Below are 14,617 nucleotides of genomic sequence, written 5' to 3'. Positions count from 1 at the left end.
TTCCTGCACCCGGCATATGAGTAACAGGGCGCTTCCCGACGCAGCCTGTCTCGCTCGCGCCGGCCGGTCTTTCCGCCCGCCCACGAGCGCGGCAGCAGGGCATTCGCCACCGAAACACCCGTTCGTTGCCCATGCCCGCTCAAACCAGCAGCCCCCCGGAATTTGCCCTGCACCTGCAAGGCGTGGCGCTCGGCTACGGTGATTTCACCGTCCTGCGCGACATTTCCATGGAAGCGCGCCCGGGCCAGGTGGTCGCCATCATGGGCGGCTCCGGTTCCGGCAAGACGACCCTGCTGCGGGCCGCCACCGGCCAGCTCGTCGCCAAGGAAGGCACGGTGCTGGCTTTCGGCCAGGACATCGCCCGCGCCACGCCCGCCGAACTGCAAGCCCTGCGCAAGCGCATGGGGGTGCTGTTCCAGCAGGGCGCGCTGTTCACCGACCTGAATGTCTTCGAAAACGTGGCGTTTCCGCTACGCGAGCACACGCGGTTGACCGAATCCGACATCACCGAACGCGTGCTGGACAAGCTCGATGCCGTGGGCCTGCGCGCCGCGGCCCACCTGAAGGTGGCCGAGGTGTCCGGCGGCATGGCCCGCCGAGTGGCGCTGGCCCGCGCGGTGGTGCTCGAACCCGAACTCATCCTGTACGACGAGCCCTTCGCCGGCCTGGACCCGATCTCTCTGGGCATCACTGCCCGCCTGATCCGCAGCCTGGCCGACCGCCTGGGCTGCGCCTCGGTGCTGATCACCCACGACGTGCACGAATCCTTCGCCATCGCCGACCAGGTCTACCTGGTGGGGCAGGGCGAACTCAAGGCCGCCGGCAGCCCCGAGAGCCTGTCGGCCTCGCAAGACCCCTACGTGCAGCAATTCCTGAAAGGCGAACCCGACGGCCCGGTCGCGTTCCAGTACCCCGAGACGCCGGCTTTCCAGAAATGGCTGTCGCAACAACAAGGGCGCCGCGCATGAACGCATCGAACAACGCCATCGGCGCGCTGGGCGGCTGGCTGCGCAACCGCATCACCGGCATCGGCGGCTTCACCCGTTTCTTCGGCGCCATGCTGGCGCGCAGCGGCATCGCGCTGTCGCGCCCCCGGCTGGTGTCGCAACAGGTCCATTTCATCGGCAACTACTCGCTGCTGATCATTGCCGTGTCCGGCATGTTCGTGGGTTTCGTGCTGGGCCTGCAGGGCTACTACACGCTGAACCGCTACGGCGCCTCGGAATCTCTGGGCCTGCTGGTCGCGCTGTCGCTGGTGCGCGAGCTGGGCCCCGTGGTCACGGCGCTGCTGTTCGCCGGCCGGGCCGGCACCTCGCTCACCGCTGAAATCGGCCTGATGAAGGCCGGCGAACAACTGTCCGCGATGGAAGTCATGGCGGTCGACCCCGTGCGGCGCGTCCTGGTGCCGCGCCTGTGGGGCGGCATCATCGCCATGCCGATCCTGGCCGCCGTGTTTTCCATGGTCGGCATCCTGGGCGGCTGGGTCGTGGGCGTCCTGATGATTGGCGTTGACGCAGGCGCCTTCTGGTCGCAGATGCAGGGCGGCGTCGATGTCTGGAACGACGTCCTGAACGGCGTCCTCAAAAGCCTGGTGTTCGGCGTCACGGTGACGCTGGTTGCGCTTTACGAAGGCTGGCAGGCCAAACCCACTCCCGAAGGCGTCGCCCGCGCCACCACCCGCACGGTCGTGGTGGGCTCGCTGGCGGTGCTGGGGCTGGACTTCCTGCTTACTGCCTTGATGTTTGGAAACTGATACGGATCGATCATGTCACGCGAAAAAACCGACTTCTGGGTAGGCCTGTTCGTATTGCTGGGCGCGGCCGCGCTGGCGTTCCTGGCGTTGCGCGCCGGCAACTTGAGCACCTTTTCTTTTGCTCCCACCTATACGCTCACGGCCAATTTCGATAACGTAGGCGGCCTCAAGGTCCGTGCGCCCGTGAAAAGCGCGGGCGTGGTGGTCGGCCGCATCGCCAAGATTTCCTTCGACGACAAGACCTTCCAGGCCGTCGTGGCGATCAACCTGGAAACGGCCTACCAGTTCCCCAAGGACTCGTCCGCGGCCATCCTCACGTCCGGCCTGCTGGGCGAACAGTACCTGGGCTTGACCCCGGGCAGCGAAGAAGACAACTTTGCCGATGGCGGAAAAATCCGCTATACCCAAAGCGCCGTCGTGCTGGAACAGCTGATCAGCAAGTTCCTGTACGGCTCGGCCGAGAAAGAAGGCTCGAACGCGGCCGCCGCCCCTGAAGCGAAAGCCCCGAATTAAAGACCATCCGTCGCGTGCGGCTATCGCCGCGCGAGGCATGCGCTGCAATAAGAATAGAACTCTGCTGATAGGGATGCCCTGATCATGAACACGAAAGCTCTTTCCCGTATCGCCACCGTGGCCGCCGCCGGCGCGCTGATGGCGGGTTGCGCCGCCCCGCAGCATCCGGACCCGCGCGACCCCTGGGAAGGCTTCAACCGCGGTGTCTACAAGTTCAACGACACCGTCGACCGCGCCGTCTTCAAGCCGGTCGCACAGGCCTACACCTATGTCACGCCGCAGCCGGTGCGCAGCTGTGTCCACAACATCTTCAGCAACGTCGGCGACCTCTGGTCGGGCACCAACAGCTTCCTGCAGGGCCGTGGCCACGACTTCGTCAACACGCTGGGCCGCTTCCTGTTCAACACCACCATGGGCGTGGGCGGCTGCTTCGACGTCGCCTCGGCCAACGGCGCCCGCAAGATCCCGAACGACTTCGGCACCACGCTGGGCGTGTGGGGCCTGGGCCAGGGCCCGTACCTGGTGCTGCCGTTCTTCGGCTCGTCCAGCGTGCGCGACGGCGTCGGCCTGATCGGCGACTGGCAAGGCCGCCAGTACGGCTACATGGGCGTGAGCGCCATCGACAACGTGCCGCTGCGCAACTCGCTGTGGGGCCTGGAAGTGGTCGACACGCGCGCCAGCCTGCTCAGCGCCACCGACACCATCGACCGCGTCGCGCTCGACCCGTACAGCTTCATTCGCGACGCCTACCTGCAACGCCGTGCCGCCATGGTCAACGGCCAGCGTGTGGACGACGAATCCAGCCTGCCCAACTACGAAGACGACGAGGGCGACGCCCCCGCCACCAAGGACAAGGGCGCCGCCGCGCCTGCACCGATGCCCGCAACCAAGTAAGCTGTTGGATTGCGTTTCAGTACAGCAAGGAGTTTCCATGCGGTTTTCTTTCTTTTCCCTGCTCCAGCGCCTGGCCTTGGCCGGCCTGCTGGGCCTGGCGGCATCCGCCGCCGTGCAGGCGCAACCCGACGCCAACGGTGCGCCCGACCAGTTCGTGCTGGGCGTGGCCAATGAAGCCCTGGACGTCCTGAAGGCCGACGGCGCGATCAAGGCGGGCAATACCGCCCGCATCAACCAGGTCGTCAACGAGCACATCCTGCCGTACGTCAACTTCCAGAAGACCACGCGCCTGGCCGCTGGCCGCTACTGGCGCCAGGCCAGCGATGCCCAGAAAAAGGCCCTGGCCGATGCCTTCCGCGGCACGCTGGTGCGCACCTACAGCGGCGCGCTGACCCGCGTCACCTCCAGCACCAAGGTCACGTCGCTGCCGTTCCGCGGCGACGCCAAGGCCGACGACGTGGTCGTGCGCACGCTCATCAGCCAGGCCAACGGCCAGCCCACCGGCGTGGACTACCGCCTGGAAAAAACGCCCCAGGGCTGGAAGATCTACGACATGAACGTCGAAGGCATCTGGCTGATCGAGAACTACCGCAACCAGTTCGCCCAGCAGATCAACCAGAACGGCATCGACGGCCTGATCCAGGCCCTGAACCAGCGCAACCAGTAAGGTCCTGTCCGGTTGCCTGCCGGCCCGGCGCGCCCTTGCGGCCCGCCGGGCCTGTTATTTTGGGGACACATTACGGCCCATGCCCTACGGTCGCCGGGGCTATCAGCGTGCCGCAAGGCGGGCCGCTTATATAATGATCAATTCGCTCTTTTCCGGGCAACCTCCCCGCCGTCATGTCTGCCGTTAGTCTAGAGAACGTCTCCAAAATCTACTCGCCGCGCCGTAGCGGCTGGGGCAAGCTCACCGGCCGCGCGCCTGGGGCCGGCTTCCAAGCGCTCGACAACGTCAGCCTGAACATCGAGCACGGCGAGTTCTTCGGCCTGCTCGGCCCCAACGGCGCGGGCAAGACCACCCTGATTTCCATCCTGGCCGGATTGGCGCACGCCAGCGCCGGCCGCGCTACCGTCTGTGGTTACGACGTCGTGGCCGACTACAAGTCGGCACGGCGGGCCCTGGGCGTGGTGCCGCAAGAGCTGGTCTACGACCCGTTCTTCACGGTGCGCGAAACGCTGCGCATCCAGTCGGGCTATTTCGGCCTGCGCAAGAACGACGACTGGATCGACGAAATCCTCTTCAATCTCGGCCTGGCCGACAAGGCCAATTCGAACATGCGGGCGCTGTCCGGCGGCATGAAACGCCGCGTGCTGGTGGCGCAGGCGCTGGTGCACCGCCCGCCCGTGATCGTGCTGGACGAGCCCACGGCGGGCGTGGACGTCGATCTGCGCCGCACGCTGTGGGAATTCATCTCGCGCCTGAACAAGGCCGGCCACACCATCATGCTCACCACCCACTACCTGGAAGAAGCGGAAGCCCTGTGCGGCCGCATCGCCATGCTCAAGGGTGGCCGCATCGTGGCGCTGGACACCACCCAGGCGCTGCTGGCGCGCGTCGGCGGCGTCGACCTCGAAGACGCCTTCGTGCGCATCATGCACCAGGACGACAAGCCCGCCCCGCAACCCGAAGAGATGCCCCAATGACGCAGCCCGCCGCCAACGCCAGCCAGCCGCTGGTGCAACCCCGCCTGGATGCGGGGTCGGGCTTTCCGACCCTGTTGCGCAAGGAATTGCTGCGCTTCTGGAAGGTCAGCTTCCAGACCATCGCCGCGCCCGTCATCACGGCGCTGCTGTACCTGCTGGTGTTCGCCCACGTGCTGGAAGGGCGCGTCATGGTGTACGGCAGCGTGCCCTACACCGCGTTCCTGATCCCCGGGCTCATGATGATGAGCATGCTGCAGAACGCCTTCGCCAACCCGTCCTCGTCGCTGATCCAGAGCCGCATCACCGGCAACCTGGTATTCATGCTGCTGCCGCCGCTGTCGCACCGCGACATCTTCGCCGCCTACGTGCTGGCGGCCGTGGTGCGCGGCCTGGCCGTGGGCCTGTGCGTGTGGGTGGTGGCGCTGTTCTTCGTGTCGCTGGTGCCCGCCAACCCGCTGTGGCTGCTGGTGTTTGCCGTGCTGGCCTGCGGCATCATGGGCGTGCTGGGCCTGATCGCCGGCCTGTGGTCCGAGAAATTCGACCAGCTCGCCGCCTTCCAGAACTTCCTGATCATGCCGGCCACCTTCCTGTCCGGCGTGTTCTATTCCATCCATACGCTCCCCGCCTTCTGGCAGGGCGTGTCCCACTGGAACCCCATTTTCTACACCATCGACGGTTTCCGCTACGGATTCTTCTCGGTGTCGGACGTCTCCCCCTGGCGCAGCCTGGCGGTGGTGACGGGGGTGTTCCTCGCACTGTCGATCTATGCGCTGCGGCTTCTGGCCAGCGGCTACAAACTCAGGAACTGACGTCCATGCTTCCCACTCCCGCGCAAGTCCGCCAATACATCGCGGACGGCCTGCCCTGTGAACATCTCGACGTGCAAGGCGACGGCTCGCATTTCGACGCGGTCATCGTCAGCGCCGCTTTCGAAGGCAAGCGCCTGATCCAGCGCCACCAACTGGTCTACGCCGCACTGGGCGACCGCATGAAAGCCGAGATCCACGCCCTGTCCATGCGCACGCTGACCCCTGGCGAGTACACCCAGGCGGGCAAGTGACCATGGACAAGCTACGCATTACCGGCGGCGCGCAACTGCGCGGCGAAATCACCATTTCGGGCGCCAAGAACTCGGCCCTGCCGATCCTGTGCGCCGGGCTGCTGACGGCCGATCCGCTGTCCCTGTCCAACGTGCCGCACCTGAACGACACGGCCACCATGCTGCGCCTGCTGGGCCGCATGGGCGTCCGCGCCGAACGCGCCTCCGACGGCATGGTCATGCTGCAGGCCGACCGCGTCGACAACCTGGAAGCGCCGTACGACCTGGTCAAGACCATGCGCGCGTCCATCCTGGTGCTGGGCCCGCTGGTGGCGCGCTTTGGCGAAGCCCGCGTCAGCCTGCCGGGCGGCTGCACCATCGGCCAACGGCCGGTAGACCAGCACATCAAGGGCCTGGCCGCGCTGGGCGCTGAAATCAGCATCGAGCACGGCTTCGTGGTGGCGCGCGCCAAGCGCCTGAAGGGCGCCTCCATCCGCACCGACATGGTCACCGTCACCGGCACCGAGAACCTGCTGATGGCCGCCGTGCTGGCCGAAGGCCGCACCGTGCTGGAAAACGCCGCCCGCGAGCCCGAGGTGGTGGACCTGGCCGAGCTGCTCATCAAGATGGGCGCCCGCATCCAGGGCCACGGCACCGACCGCATCGTGATCGACGGCGTCGAGCGCCTGCACGGCGCCGAGCACCGCGTCATTTCCGACCGCATCGAAGCCGGCACCTTCCTGTGCGCCGTCGGCGCGGCCGGTGGCGACATCCTGCTCAAGAACGCCGACGCCGGCATCCTGGGCGCCACGCTGGACAAGCTGGTCGAGGCCGGCCTGACCATCGAGACCGGCCCCGACTGGATCCGCGGCGCCATGTCCACGCGGCCCAAGGCCGTGGGGTTCCGCACCCACGAGTACCCGGGTTTCGCCACCGACATGCAGGCCCAGCTGATGACCCTGAACACCGTCGCCGACGGCACCAGCGTCATCGTCGAGAACATCTTCGAAAACCGCTACATGCACGTGCAGGAACTGCGCCGCATGGGCGCCGACATCGACATCGACGGCCATACCGCCATCGTGCGCGGCATCAAGCGCCTGTCGGGCGCCACGGTCATGGCGACCGACCTGCGGGCTTCGGCCAGCCTGGTCATTGCCGGCCTGGCCGCCGACGGCGAAACCGTGGTCGACCGCATCTATCACCTGGATCGCGGCTACGACCGCATGGAAGTCAAGCTGCGCGCCCTGGGCGCCAACATTCAACGCGCAACCGGCAAGGAATCGGCATGAGCAATGCCCAACTCGCGCCCCTGACCCTGGCTTTGTCCAAGGGGCGAATCTTCGAAGAAACCATGCCGTTGCTGGCGGAAGCCGGCATCGAAGTGCCCGAGAACCCCGAAAGCTCGCGCAAGCTGATCCTGCCCACCAGCGATCCCGGCCTGCGCCTGATCATCGTGCGCGCCTCCGACGTGCCGACGTACGTGCAGTACGGCGCGGCCGACCTGGGCATCGCCGGCAAGGACGTGCTGATCGAGCATGCCGCCGAACAGCCCGGCGGCCTGTACCAGCCCATCGACCTGAACATCGCCAAGTGCCGCCTGGCGGTCGCCGTGCGCAACGGTTTCGACTACCAGGCCGCGGTGCACCAGGGCGCGCGGCTGCGCGTGGCCACCAAGTACGTGCAGTCAGCCCGTGAACACTTTGCGTCCAAGGGTGTGTACGTCGACATCATCAAGCTGTATGGTTCGATGGAACTGGCGCCGCTGGTAGGCTTGGCCGACTGCATCGTGGACCTGGTCTCCACCGGCGGCACGCTGCGCGCCAACGACCTGGTCGCCGTCGAAGACATCATGCCGATCTCATCGCGCCTGATCGTCAACCAGGCGGCCCTGAAGACCCGCGGCGACCGCCTGCAGCCGCTGCTGGACGCCTTCGCAAGAGCCGCCACCCGCAACGCCTGACTTCCGCCCGCCGCGCCCCGCGCGGCGGCCGCTCCTTTGCTTGAACCATGACGCCATGGCCCTGATCAACCGTCTCGATTCCCGCGATCCCGGATTCCAATCCGCCCTGTCCAAGCTGCTGGCCTTCGAGGCCACCGAAGACGAATCCATCGACCGCGCCGCCGCCGGCATCCTGGCCGACGTGCGCACCCGCGGCGACGCGGCGCTGGTGGAATACACCCAGCGCTTTGACCGCATGCCCGGCGCCTCGGCGGCCACGCTCGAAATCCCCAAGGCCGAATGGCATGCTGCCTTGGCCGCACTGCCCGCGGCCCAGCGCCATGCCCTGGAAGCCGCCGCCGAACGCGTGCGCAGCTACCACGAGCGCCAACGCGCCGAGACCTGGACCTACACCGATGCCGAAGGCACGATGCTGGGCCAGCAGGTCACGCCGCTGGACCGCGTCGGCCTGTACGTGCCGGGCGGCAAGGCAGCCTACCCGTCGTCGGTGCTGATGAACGCCATTCCGGCCAAGGTGGCCGGCGTCGAAGAACTGATCATGGTCACGCCCACGCCCGACGGCGTGCGCAACCCCATCGTGCTGGCCGCGGCCGCCATCGGCGGCGTCGACCGCGTGTTCGCCATCGGCGGCGCGCAGGCCGTGGGCGCGCTGGCCTACGGCACCGCCACCGTGCCCGCCGTGGACAAGATCGTCGGCCCCGGCAACGCCTATGTGGCCGCCGCCAAGCGCCGCGTGTTCGGCGTGGTCGGCATCGACATGATCGCCGGCCCCAGCGAAATCCTGGTCATCTGCGACGGCAAGACGCCGGCCGACTGGATCGCCATGGACCTGTTCTCGCAAGCCGAACACGACGAACTTGCCCAGTCCATCCTGCTGTGCCCGGACGCCGCCTTCATCGCCGAGGTCGAAGCCGCCATCGCGCGCCTGTTGCCCACCATGCCGCGCGCCGACATCCTGCGCGTCAGCCTGGCCAACCGCGGCGCGCTGATCCAGGTCCGCGACCTGGACGAAGCCTGCCGCATCGCCAACGACATCGCCCCCGAGCACTTGGAAATCTCCACCGAGCAGCCCGAAACCTGGACCGCCAAGATCCGCCACGCCGGTGCGATCTTCATGGGCCGTTTCAGCTCGGAAGCCCTGGGCGACTACTGCGCCGGCCCGAACCACGTGCTGCCCACCTCGCGCACGGCCCGCTTCTCGTCGCCGCTGGGCGTCTACGACTTCCAGAAACGCTCCAGCCTGATCCAGGTCTCGCACCAGGGCGCCCAGACGCTGGGCCGCATCGCGGCCGAGCTGGCGCTGGGCGAAGGCCTGCAGGCCCACGCCGCCAGCGCCCAGTACCGGATCGACAAGCCATGAGCGCCGTCGCCGGCCGCATCGCCGGCACGGTCCGGCCCGACATCCTGGCGCTGGCCGCTTACCCGGTGGCGCATGCCGACGGCTGCATCAAGCTGGACGCCATGGAATGCCCGTACGAGCTGCCCGAGGCAGTTCGCGACGACCTGGCACGCGTGCTGCGCGACACACCGCTGAACCGCTATCCGGCCGCCGATCTGTCCGAGCTGCAGCAGGCGGTCAAGACGGCGTTCGGCGTGCCAGCCGACGCCGACGTGCTGTTCGGCAACGGCTCGGACGAGCTCATCCACATCGCGGTGCAGGCCTGCTGCAGCCCGGGTGACGTCGTGCTGTCGCCCTGGCCGTCGTTCGTCTATTTCGACATGGCGGCCCGCTTCGATCACGCCCGCTTCGTCGGCGTGCCGTTGAACAGCGATCTGTCCCTGGATATTTCCGCCATGCTGGCCGCCATTCGTGAGCACCAGCCCAAGGTGGTGTTCCTGGCCGTGCCCAACAACCCCACCGGTGGCGCCTGGTCCGACGCGGACATCGCCGCCATCATCGCCGCGGCGCCCGGCCTGGTGGTGGTGGACGAGGCCTACCAGCCCTTCACCGACCGCAGCTGGATGCCCCAGGTGCTGGCCGCGCCCAACGTGGTGGTGATGCGCACCGTGTCCAAGATCGGCCTGGCGGGCCTGCGCTTTGGCTACCTGGCCGGCCACCCCGACTGGATCGCCCAGCTCAACAAGGTGCGCCCGCCGTACAACCTGGATGTGCTGACCCAGGCCGCGGTGCTGACCGTGCTGCGCCACAAGCCGGTGCTGGACGAACAGGCCGCCCGCCTGCGCGCCGACCGCGAACCGCTGGCCGCCGCCCTGGCCGCATTGCCGGGCGTCAGGGTATTCCCTTCCGCCGCTAACTTCGTACTCGCCCGCTTTTCCGGCAAGCTGGACGGCAACGCCGTGCATCTTGCCCTGAAAACGCGCAAAATATTGGTTCGTAACTTCTCCAACGCCCATCCGCTCCTGGCCGACTGCCTCCGCATCTCGGTGGGCACCCCGGCCGAGAACGCCGCTTTGCTATCGGCACTGCAAGACATCCTGAGTGCCTAATCGAGTTCTGACATGCGTACCGCAGAGATCACCCGCAACACCAACGAAACCCGCATCCGCGTGGCCATCAACCTCGATGGCACCGGCAAGCAGACGATCGACACGGGCGTGCCCTTCCTGGACCACATGCTGGACCAGATCGCACGCCACGGCCTGATCGACCTCGACATCAAGGCCGAGGGCGACCTGCACATCGATGCGCATCACACGGTGGAAGACGTGGGCATCACCCTGGGCATGGCCATCGCCAAGGCGGTGGGTACCAAGGCCGGCCTGCGCCGCTACGGCCACGCCTACGTGCCGCTGGACGAAGCGCTGTCGCGCGTGGTGGTCGACTTCTCCGGCCGCCCCGGCCTGGAATATCACATCCCCTTCACGCGTTCGCACATCGGCGCCTTCGACGTCGACCTGACCCGCGAATTCTTCCAGGGCCTGGTCAACCACGCCCTGATCACGCTGCACATCGACAACCTGCGCGGCACCAACGCGCACCACCAGTGCGAAACGGTCTTCAAGGCCTGTGGCCGCGCGCTGCGCATGGCCGTCGAAGTCGACCCCCGCATGGGCGACGTCGTGCCCTCCACCAAGGGCGTGCTGTAACCGCCGCGACCTCCCGCCACGCACCAGGTAAATCGAAGTGACCACTATCGCCATCGTCGACTACGGAATGGGCAACTTCCACTCCGTCGCGCGCGCGCTCAAGTACGCCGCCCCCGACGCGGACATCCGCATCTGCAGCCAGCCCCAGGACATCGACGCGGCCGACCGCGTCGTCTTTCCCGGGCAGGGCGCCATGGCGGACTGCATGCGCACCCTGAATGAATCCGGCCTGCGCGAAGCGGTCGTCAAAGCCGCGCGCAGCAAGCCGCTGCTGGGCGTCTGCGTCGGCGAACAGATGCTGTTCGACGCCAGCGAAGAGGGCGGCACGTCCTGCCTGGGGCTGTTCCCCGGCGTGGTGCGCCGCTTCTCGGGCCCGCGCTTTGCCGACCCGGTTCCGGCCGACGACGAAGCCTGCCTGGCCGACACCGGCGCCGCGGGCCTGGTCGACGGCCGCCCCGAACGCCTGAAAGTCCCGCACATGGGATGGAACAAAGTCCGCCAGACACGCTCTCACCCTATCTGGGACGGCATTCCGGACGACACGCATTTCTATTTCGTCCACAGTTATTACGCCGACCCGGTCGATGCAGGCCTGACCGTCGGTGAAACCGATTACGGCGTTGCCTTTACCTGCGCGGTGGCGGCAGCTAACATTTTCGCGGTGCAGTTCCACCCGGAAAAGAGCGCCGAGCACGGTTTGCGCCTGTATCGCAATTTTGTAGACTGGCAGCCGTAGGCCGCTTCGGCCCACGCGCTCCAGACCATTCAACCTATATTTTCCCGCTGCCCACCATGCTGCTGATCCCCGCCATCGATCTCAAAGACGGACGCTGCGTGCGTCTGCGCCAGGGCGACCTGGACGATGCAACGGTGTTCTCCGAAGACCCCGCTTCCATGGCCACCCGCTGGCTCGAGCAAGGCGCCCGCCGCCTGCATCTGGTCGACCTGAACGGCGCCGTCGCCGGCAAGCCCAAGAACGAAGCGCCCATCAAGGCCATCCTGGACGCTGTCGGCGACGACATCCCCGTCCAGATCGGCGGCGGCATCCGCGATCTCGACACCATCGAGCGCTACCTCGACGCCGGCATCTCGTACGTCATCATCGGCACCGCCGCGGTCAAGAACCCGGGCTTCCTGCAGGACGCCTGCGGCGCCTTCCCGGGCCAGATCATCGTCGGCCTGGACGCCCGCGACGGCAAGATCGCCACCGACGGCTGGAGCAAGCTGACCCGCCACGACGTGCTCGACCTGGCCAAGAAGTTCGAAGACTACGGCTGCGAAGCCATCATCTACACCGACATCGGCCGTGACGGCATGCTGTCGGGCGTGAACGTCGAAGCCACCGTGCGCCTGGCGCAGCACGTGCGCATTCCCGTGTACGCCTCGGGCGGCATCGCCGGCATCCAGGACATCGAAGCGCTGTGCGCCGTCGAGGAAGAGGGCGTCGAAGGCGCCATCCTGGGCCGCAGCATCTACGAAGGCACGCTCGACTTCCAAGCGGCCCAGGCCCGCGCCGACGAATTGGCAAAATGACCACTCCCAGCAGGTCCCCCGAGGCCGGCGCGCCCGCCCAGAGCGCGCTGACCCGCCGCATCATCCCTTGCCTTGACGTCACCGCCGGCCGGGTCGTCAAGGGTGTCAATTTCGTCAACCTGCTCGATGCGGGCGACCCCGTCGAGATCGCCCGCCGCTACAACGAGCAGGGCGCCGACGAACTCACGTTCCTGGACATCACCGCCACCAGCGACGGCCGCGACCTGATCCTGCCCATCATCGAGCAGGTGGCCTCGCAGGTCTTCATACCGCTGACCGTCGGCGGCGGCGTGCGCCAGGTGTCCGATATCCAGCGCCTGCTCAATGCCGGCGCCGACAAGATCAGCATCAACAGCGCCGCCGTGGCCAACCCGGACCTGGTGCGCGCCGCGTCCGATTACCACGGCTCGCAATGCGTGGTGGTCGCCATCGACGCACGCCGGGTATCCGCCCCGGGCGAAGCCCCGCGCTGGGAAGTCTTCACCCATGGCGGCCGCAAGGCCACCGGGCTGGACGCCGTGGCCTGGGCTCGCCGCATGGCCGCCTACGGCGCCGGTGAAATCCTGCTCACCAGCATGGACCGCGACGGCACCAAGTCGGGCTTCGACCTGGAACTGACCCGCACCGTCTCGGACGCCGTGCCGGTGCCCGTCATCGCCTCCGGCGGCGTCGGCAACCTGCAACACCTGGCCGACGGCGTCACCACCGGCCGGGCCAGCGCCGTGCTGGCCGCCAGCATTTTCCACTTCGGCCAGCACACGGTCGGCGAATGCAAGCGCTTCATGGCCGAGCAAGGCATTGAAGTGAGGTTATAGAAATGAGCAACGAACCCAGCTGGATGGCCGACGTCGTCTTCGACGAAAACGGCCTGATCCCCGCCATCGCGCAAGATGCGGACAACGGCCAGATCATGATGGTCGCCTGGATGAACCGCGAATCGCTCGCCGAAACCGCCGCCACCGGCCGCGCGGTGTACTGGTCGCGTTCACGCCAGCGCCTGTGGCGCAAGGGCGAAGAATCGGGCCACGTGCAGCAAGTGCATGAATTGCGCCTGGACTGCGACGGCGATGTGGTGCTGCTCAAGGTTCACCAGGAAGGCGGCATCGCCTGCCACACCGGCCGCGCCAGCTGCTTCTACCGCCGCCTGGAAGGGCAGACCGACCAGGCTGCCTGGGTTACCGTCGACCCGGTGCTGAAAGACCCCGAACTGATCTACAAATGACCGATACGCCCCTTAGCGCCCACGACGTCCTGGCCCGCATCGCCGACACCCTGGAAACCCGCCGCCCTGAAAACGGCGGCGATCCCAAGGCATCGTACGCGGCCAAGCTGCTGTCCAAGGGCCCTGACGCCTTTCTCAAGAAGATCGGCGAAGAGGCCACCGAACTGGTCATGGCCGCCAAGGACGGCGTGCCCGACCGCATCGTCAGCGAAACCGCCGACCTGTGGTTTCACTGCCTGGTCGCGCTGACGCACTTCAACCTGCGCCCCGACGACGTGCTGGCCGAACTGGCCCGCCGCGAGGGCCTGTCGGGCCTGGCCGAGAAGGCCAGCCGTCCCCAAGACTGACTCGGAACCTGCAAAAATGAGCGCCAACTGTCTTTTCTGCAAGATCGCCGCTGGCGAAATCCCGTCCAAGAAGGTCTACGAGGACGAGGACTTTGTTGCATTTCACGATATCAATCCGGCCGCACCGGTGCATTTGCTGCTCATCCCTCGACGTCATGTCACATCCATGCAGGATATTACGGGTGAGGACGCAGGTTGGTTGGGTAGAATGATGTCATTGGCGCCGCGGCTTGCCGCTGAAAACGGTTGCCGTCCGGGCCCTGATGGCGGATTTCGCATCATGATCAACTCTGGCGTCGAAGGCGGCCAGGAAGTCCCGCATCTGCATTTCCACATCATCGGCGGCTCGCGACCCTGGAAAGGGCGCGTGGCCCCCACCGCGTAATACGGAGAACCGTCATGGGTAGCTTTAGCATTTGGCATTGGTTGGTCGTTCTGGTCATCGTGGCGCTGATTTTCGGCACCAAGAAACTGCGCAACATCGGTTCCGACCTCGGCGGCGCCGTCAAGGGCTTCAAGGAAGGCATGAAAGATGCCAACGGCGACAAGCCCGCCGAACCGATCGCGCAGCAACGTGTGGCCGGCGACACCATCGATGTGCAGGCCAAGGAAAAGTCCAACTCCTGAGCGCCTGCTCGCCCCCCGGGCCCGGCCTGAACCG

The 14,617-nt window shown here is 66.8% G+C and carries 20 protein-coding genes; all 20 read left to right on the top strand.

Annotated features, from left to right (window positions below):
* Positions 1-131: 131 nt before the first annotated feature.
* Positions 132-968: an ABC transporter ATP-binding protein gene (locus HV798_RS24330; protein ID WP_025139925.1), complete on the top strand. Its 837-nt coding sequence runs from the start codon at positions 132-134 to the stop codon at positions 966-968.
* The gene (gene mlaE, locus HV798_RS24325; protein WP_025139926.1) at positions 965-1,753 is read left to right on the top strand and encodes a lipid asymmetry maintenance ABC transporter permease subunit MlaE; all 789 of its coding nucleotides are present in this window, start codon (positions 965-967) and stop codon (positions 1,751-1,753) included. The genes HV798_RS24330 and mlaE overlap by 4 nt, the downstream gene beginning before the upstream one ends.
* 12 nt (positions 1,754-1,765) lie before the next feature.
* Entirely contained in the window at positions 1,766-2,266 is a 501-nt protein-coding gene (gene mlaD / locus HV798_RS24320; protein WP_025139927.1) for an outer membrane lipid asymmetry maintenance protein MlaD, read from the top strand.
* 84 nt (positions 2,267-2,350) lie between these two features.
* The gene (locus HV798_RS24315; RefSeq protein ID WP_175193309.1) at positions 2,351-3,160 is read left to right on the top strand and encodes an MlaA family lipoprotein; all 810 of its coding nucleotides are present in this window, start codon (positions 2,351-2,353) and stop codon (positions 3,158-3,160) included.
* 37 nt (positions 3,161-3,197) lie between these two features.
* Entirely contained in the window at positions 3,198-3,827 is a 630-nt protein-coding gene (locus HV798_RS24310) for an MlaC/ttg2D family ABC transporter substrate-binding protein (RefSeq protein WP_175193310.1), read from the top strand.
* Positions 3,828-4,000: 173 nt separating this feature from the next.
* Positions 4,001-4,804, top strand: a complete 804-nt coding sequence (locus tag HV798_RS24305) for an ABC transporter ATP-binding protein (RefSeq protein WP_175193311.1) — start codon at positions 4,001-4,003, stop codon at positions 4,802-4,804.
* Positions 4,801-5,613, top strand: coding sequence for an ABC transporter permease (locus HV798_RS24300; RefSeq protein ID WP_006392336.1), 813 nt, complete (start codon positions 4,801-4,803; stop codon positions 5,611-5,613). The genes HV798_RS24305 and HV798_RS24300 overlap by 4 nt, the downstream gene beginning before the upstream one ends.
* Before the next feature lie 5 nt (positions 5,614-5,618).
* Complete coding sequence (locus tag HV798_RS24295) at positions 5,619-5,864, top strand: BolA family protein (protein WP_025139931.1); 246 nt, start codon at positions 5,619-5,621, stop codon at positions 5,862-5,864.
* 2 nt (positions 5,865-5,866) lie between these two features.
* Positions 5,867-7,135 carry a UDP-N-acetylglucosamine 1-carboxyvinyltransferase gene (gene murA, locus HV798_RS24290; RefSeq protein WP_175193312.1) on the top strand — a complete coding sequence of 423 codons (1,269 nt, stop codon included), beginning with the start codon at positions 5,867-5,869 and terminating at the stop codon, positions 7,133-7,135.
* Positions 7,132-7,806: an ATP phosphoribosyltransferase gene (hisG, locus tag HV798_RS24285; RefSeq protein ID WP_025139933.1), complete on the top strand. Its 675-nt coding sequence runs from the start codon at positions 7,132-7,134 to the stop codon at positions 7,804-7,806. Before murA ends, hisG begins: the two co-directional genes overlap by 4 nt.
* 55 nt (positions 7,807-7,861) lie before the next feature.
* Positions 7,862-9,166: a histidinol dehydrogenase gene (gene hisD, locus HV798_RS24280; protein ID WP_175193313.1), complete on the top strand. Its 1,305-nt coding sequence runs from the start codon at positions 7,862-7,864 to the stop codon at positions 9,164-9,166.
* Positions 9,163-10,254: a histidinol-phosphate transaminase gene (gene hisC, locus HV798_RS24275; RefSeq protein ID WP_175193314.1), complete on the top strand. Its 1,092-nt coding sequence runs from the start codon at positions 9,163-9,165 to the stop codon at positions 10,252-10,254. Before hisD ends, hisC begins: the two co-directional genes overlap by 4 nt.
* A gap of 12 nt (positions 10,255-10,266) precedes the next feature.
* Positions 10,267-10,854, top strand: a complete 588-nt coding sequence (gene hisB / locus HV798_RS24270; RefSeq protein ID WP_025139936.1) for an imidazoleglycerol-phosphate dehydratase HisB — start codon at positions 10,267-10,269, stop codon at positions 10,852-10,854.
* Positions 10,855-10,891: 37 nt separating this feature from the next.
* Positions 10,892-11,590, top strand: a complete 699-nt coding sequence (locus HV798_RS24265; RefSeq protein ID WP_175193315.1) for an imidazole glycerol phosphate synthase subunit HisH — start codon at positions 10,892-10,894, stop codon at positions 11,588-11,590.
* Positions 11,591-11,646: 56 nt separating this feature from the next.
* Positions 11,647-12,387, top strand: coding sequence for a 1-(5-phosphoribosyl)-5-[(5-phosphoribosylamino)methylideneamino]imidazole-4-carboxamide isomerase (gene hisA / locus HV798_RS24260; RefSeq protein ID WP_025139938.1), 741 nt, complete (start codon positions 11,647-11,649; stop codon positions 12,385-12,387).
* Positions 12,384-13,202: an imidazole glycerol phosphate synthase subunit HisF gene (hisF, locus tag HV798_RS24255; protein WP_025139939.1), complete on the top strand. Its 819-nt coding sequence runs from the start codon at positions 12,384-12,386 to the stop codon at positions 13,200-13,202. The genes hisA and hisF overlap by 4 nt, the downstream gene beginning before the upstream one ends.
* 2 nt (positions 13,203-13,204) lie before the next feature.
* Positions 13,205-13,609 (top strand): phosphoribosyl-AMP cyclohydrolase, encoded by a 405-nt coding sequence (gene hisI, locus HV798_RS24250; RefSeq protein ID WP_025139940.1) that lies wholly within the window; start codon positions 13,205-13,207, stop codon positions 13,607-13,609.
* Entirely contained in the window at positions 13,606-13,956 is a 351-nt protein-coding gene (locus tag HV798_RS24245) for a phosphoribosyl-ATP diphosphatase (protein ID WP_025139941.1), read from the top strand. Before hisI ends, HV798_RS24245 begins: the two co-directional genes overlap by 4 nt.
* 16 nt (positions 13,957-13,972) lie before the next feature.
* Positions 13,973-14,341 (top strand): histidine triad nucleotide-binding protein, encoded by a 369-nt coding sequence (locus HV798_RS24240; protein ID WP_025139942.1) that lies wholly within the window; start codon positions 13,973-13,975, stop codon positions 14,339-14,341.
* A gap of 14 nt (positions 14,342-14,355) precedes the next feature.
* Positions 14,356-14,583, top strand: a complete 228-nt coding sequence (gene tatA, locus HV798_RS24235; protein WP_006388049.1) for a Sec-independent protein translocase subunit TatA — start codon at positions 14,356-14,358, stop codon at positions 14,581-14,583.
* The last annotated feature ends 34 nt before the right edge of the window (positions 14,584-14,617 follow it).

Origin of the sequence: Achromobacter deleyi (assembly GCF_902859705.1) — a bacterium.
Lineage (GTDB): Bacteria > Pseudomonadota > Gammaproteobacteria > Burkholderiales > Burkholderiaceae_B > Achromobacter > Achromobacter deleyi.
This window is presented reverse-complemented; position numbering and strand designations above follow the sequence as displayed.

Coding starts and splice junctions, on each gene's coding strand:
- HV798_RS24330 (WP_025139925.1), top strand. CDS start 132: ATGCCCGCTCAAACCAGCAGCCCCCCGGAATTTGCCCTGCACCTGCAA.
- mlaE (WP_025139926.1), top strand. CDS start 965: ATGAACGCATCGAACAACGCCATCGGCGCGCTGGGCGGCTGGCTGCGC.
- mlaD (WP_025139927.1), top strand. CDS start 1,766: ATGTCACGCGAAAAAACCGACTTCTGGGTAGGCCTGTTCGTATTGCTG.
- HV798_RS24315 (WP_175193309.1), top strand. CDS start 2,351: ATGAACACGAAAGCTCTTTCCCGTATCGCCACCGTGGCCGCCGCCGGC.
- HV798_RS24310 (WP_175193310.1), top strand. CDS start 3,198: ATGCGGTTTTCTTTCTTTTCCCTGCTCCAGCGCCTGGCCTTGGCCGGC.
- HV798_RS24305 (WP_175193311.1), top strand. CDS start 4,001: ATGTCTGCCGTTAGTCTAGAGAACGTCTCCAAAATCTACTCGCCGCGC.
- HV798_RS24300 (WP_006392336.1), top strand. CDS start 4,801: ATGACGCAGCCCGCCGCCAACGCCAGCCAGCCGCTGGTGCAACCCCGC.
- HV798_RS24295 (WP_025139931.1), top strand. CDS start 5,619: ATGCTTCCCACTCCCGCGCAAGTCCGCCAATACATCGCGGACGGCCTG.
- murA (WP_175193312.1), top strand. CDS start 5,867: ATGGACAAGCTACGCATTACCGGCGGCGCGCAACTGCGCGGCGAAATC.
- hisG (WP_025139933.1), top strand. CDS start 7,132: ATGAGCAATGCCCAACTCGCGCCCCTGACCCTGGCTTTGTCCAAGGGG.
- hisD (WP_175193313.1), top strand. CDS start 7,862: ATGGCCCTGATCAACCGTCTCGATTCCCGCGATCCCGGATTCCAATCC.
- hisC (WP_175193314.1), top strand. CDS start 9,163: ATGAGCGCCGTCGCCGGCCGCATCGCCGGCACGGTCCGGCCCGACATC.
- hisB (WP_025139936.1), top strand. CDS start 10,267: ATGCGTACCGCAGAGATCACCCGCAACACCAACGAAACCCGCATCCGC.
- hisA (WP_025139938.1), top strand. CDS start 11,647: ATGCTGCTGATCCCCGCCATCGATCTCAAAGACGGACGCTGCGTGCGT.
- hisF (WP_025139939.1), top strand. CDS start 12,384: ATGACCACTCCCAGCAGGTCCCCCGAGGCCGGCGCGCCCGCCCAGAGC.
- hisI (WP_025139940.1), top strand. CDS start 13,205: ATGAGCAACGAACCCAGCTGGATGGCCGACGTCGTCTTCGACGAAAAC.
- HV798_RS24245 (WP_025139941.1), top strand. CDS start 13,606: ATGACCGATACGCCCCTTAGCGCCCACGACGTCCTGGCCCGCATCGCC.
- HV798_RS24240 (WP_025139942.1), top strand. CDS start 13,973: ATGAGCGCCAACTGTCTTTTCTGCAAGATCGCCGCTGGCGAAATCCCG.
- tatA (WP_006388049.1), top strand. CDS start 14,356: ATGGGTAGCTTTAGCATTTGGCATTGGTTGGTCGTTCTGGTCATCGTG.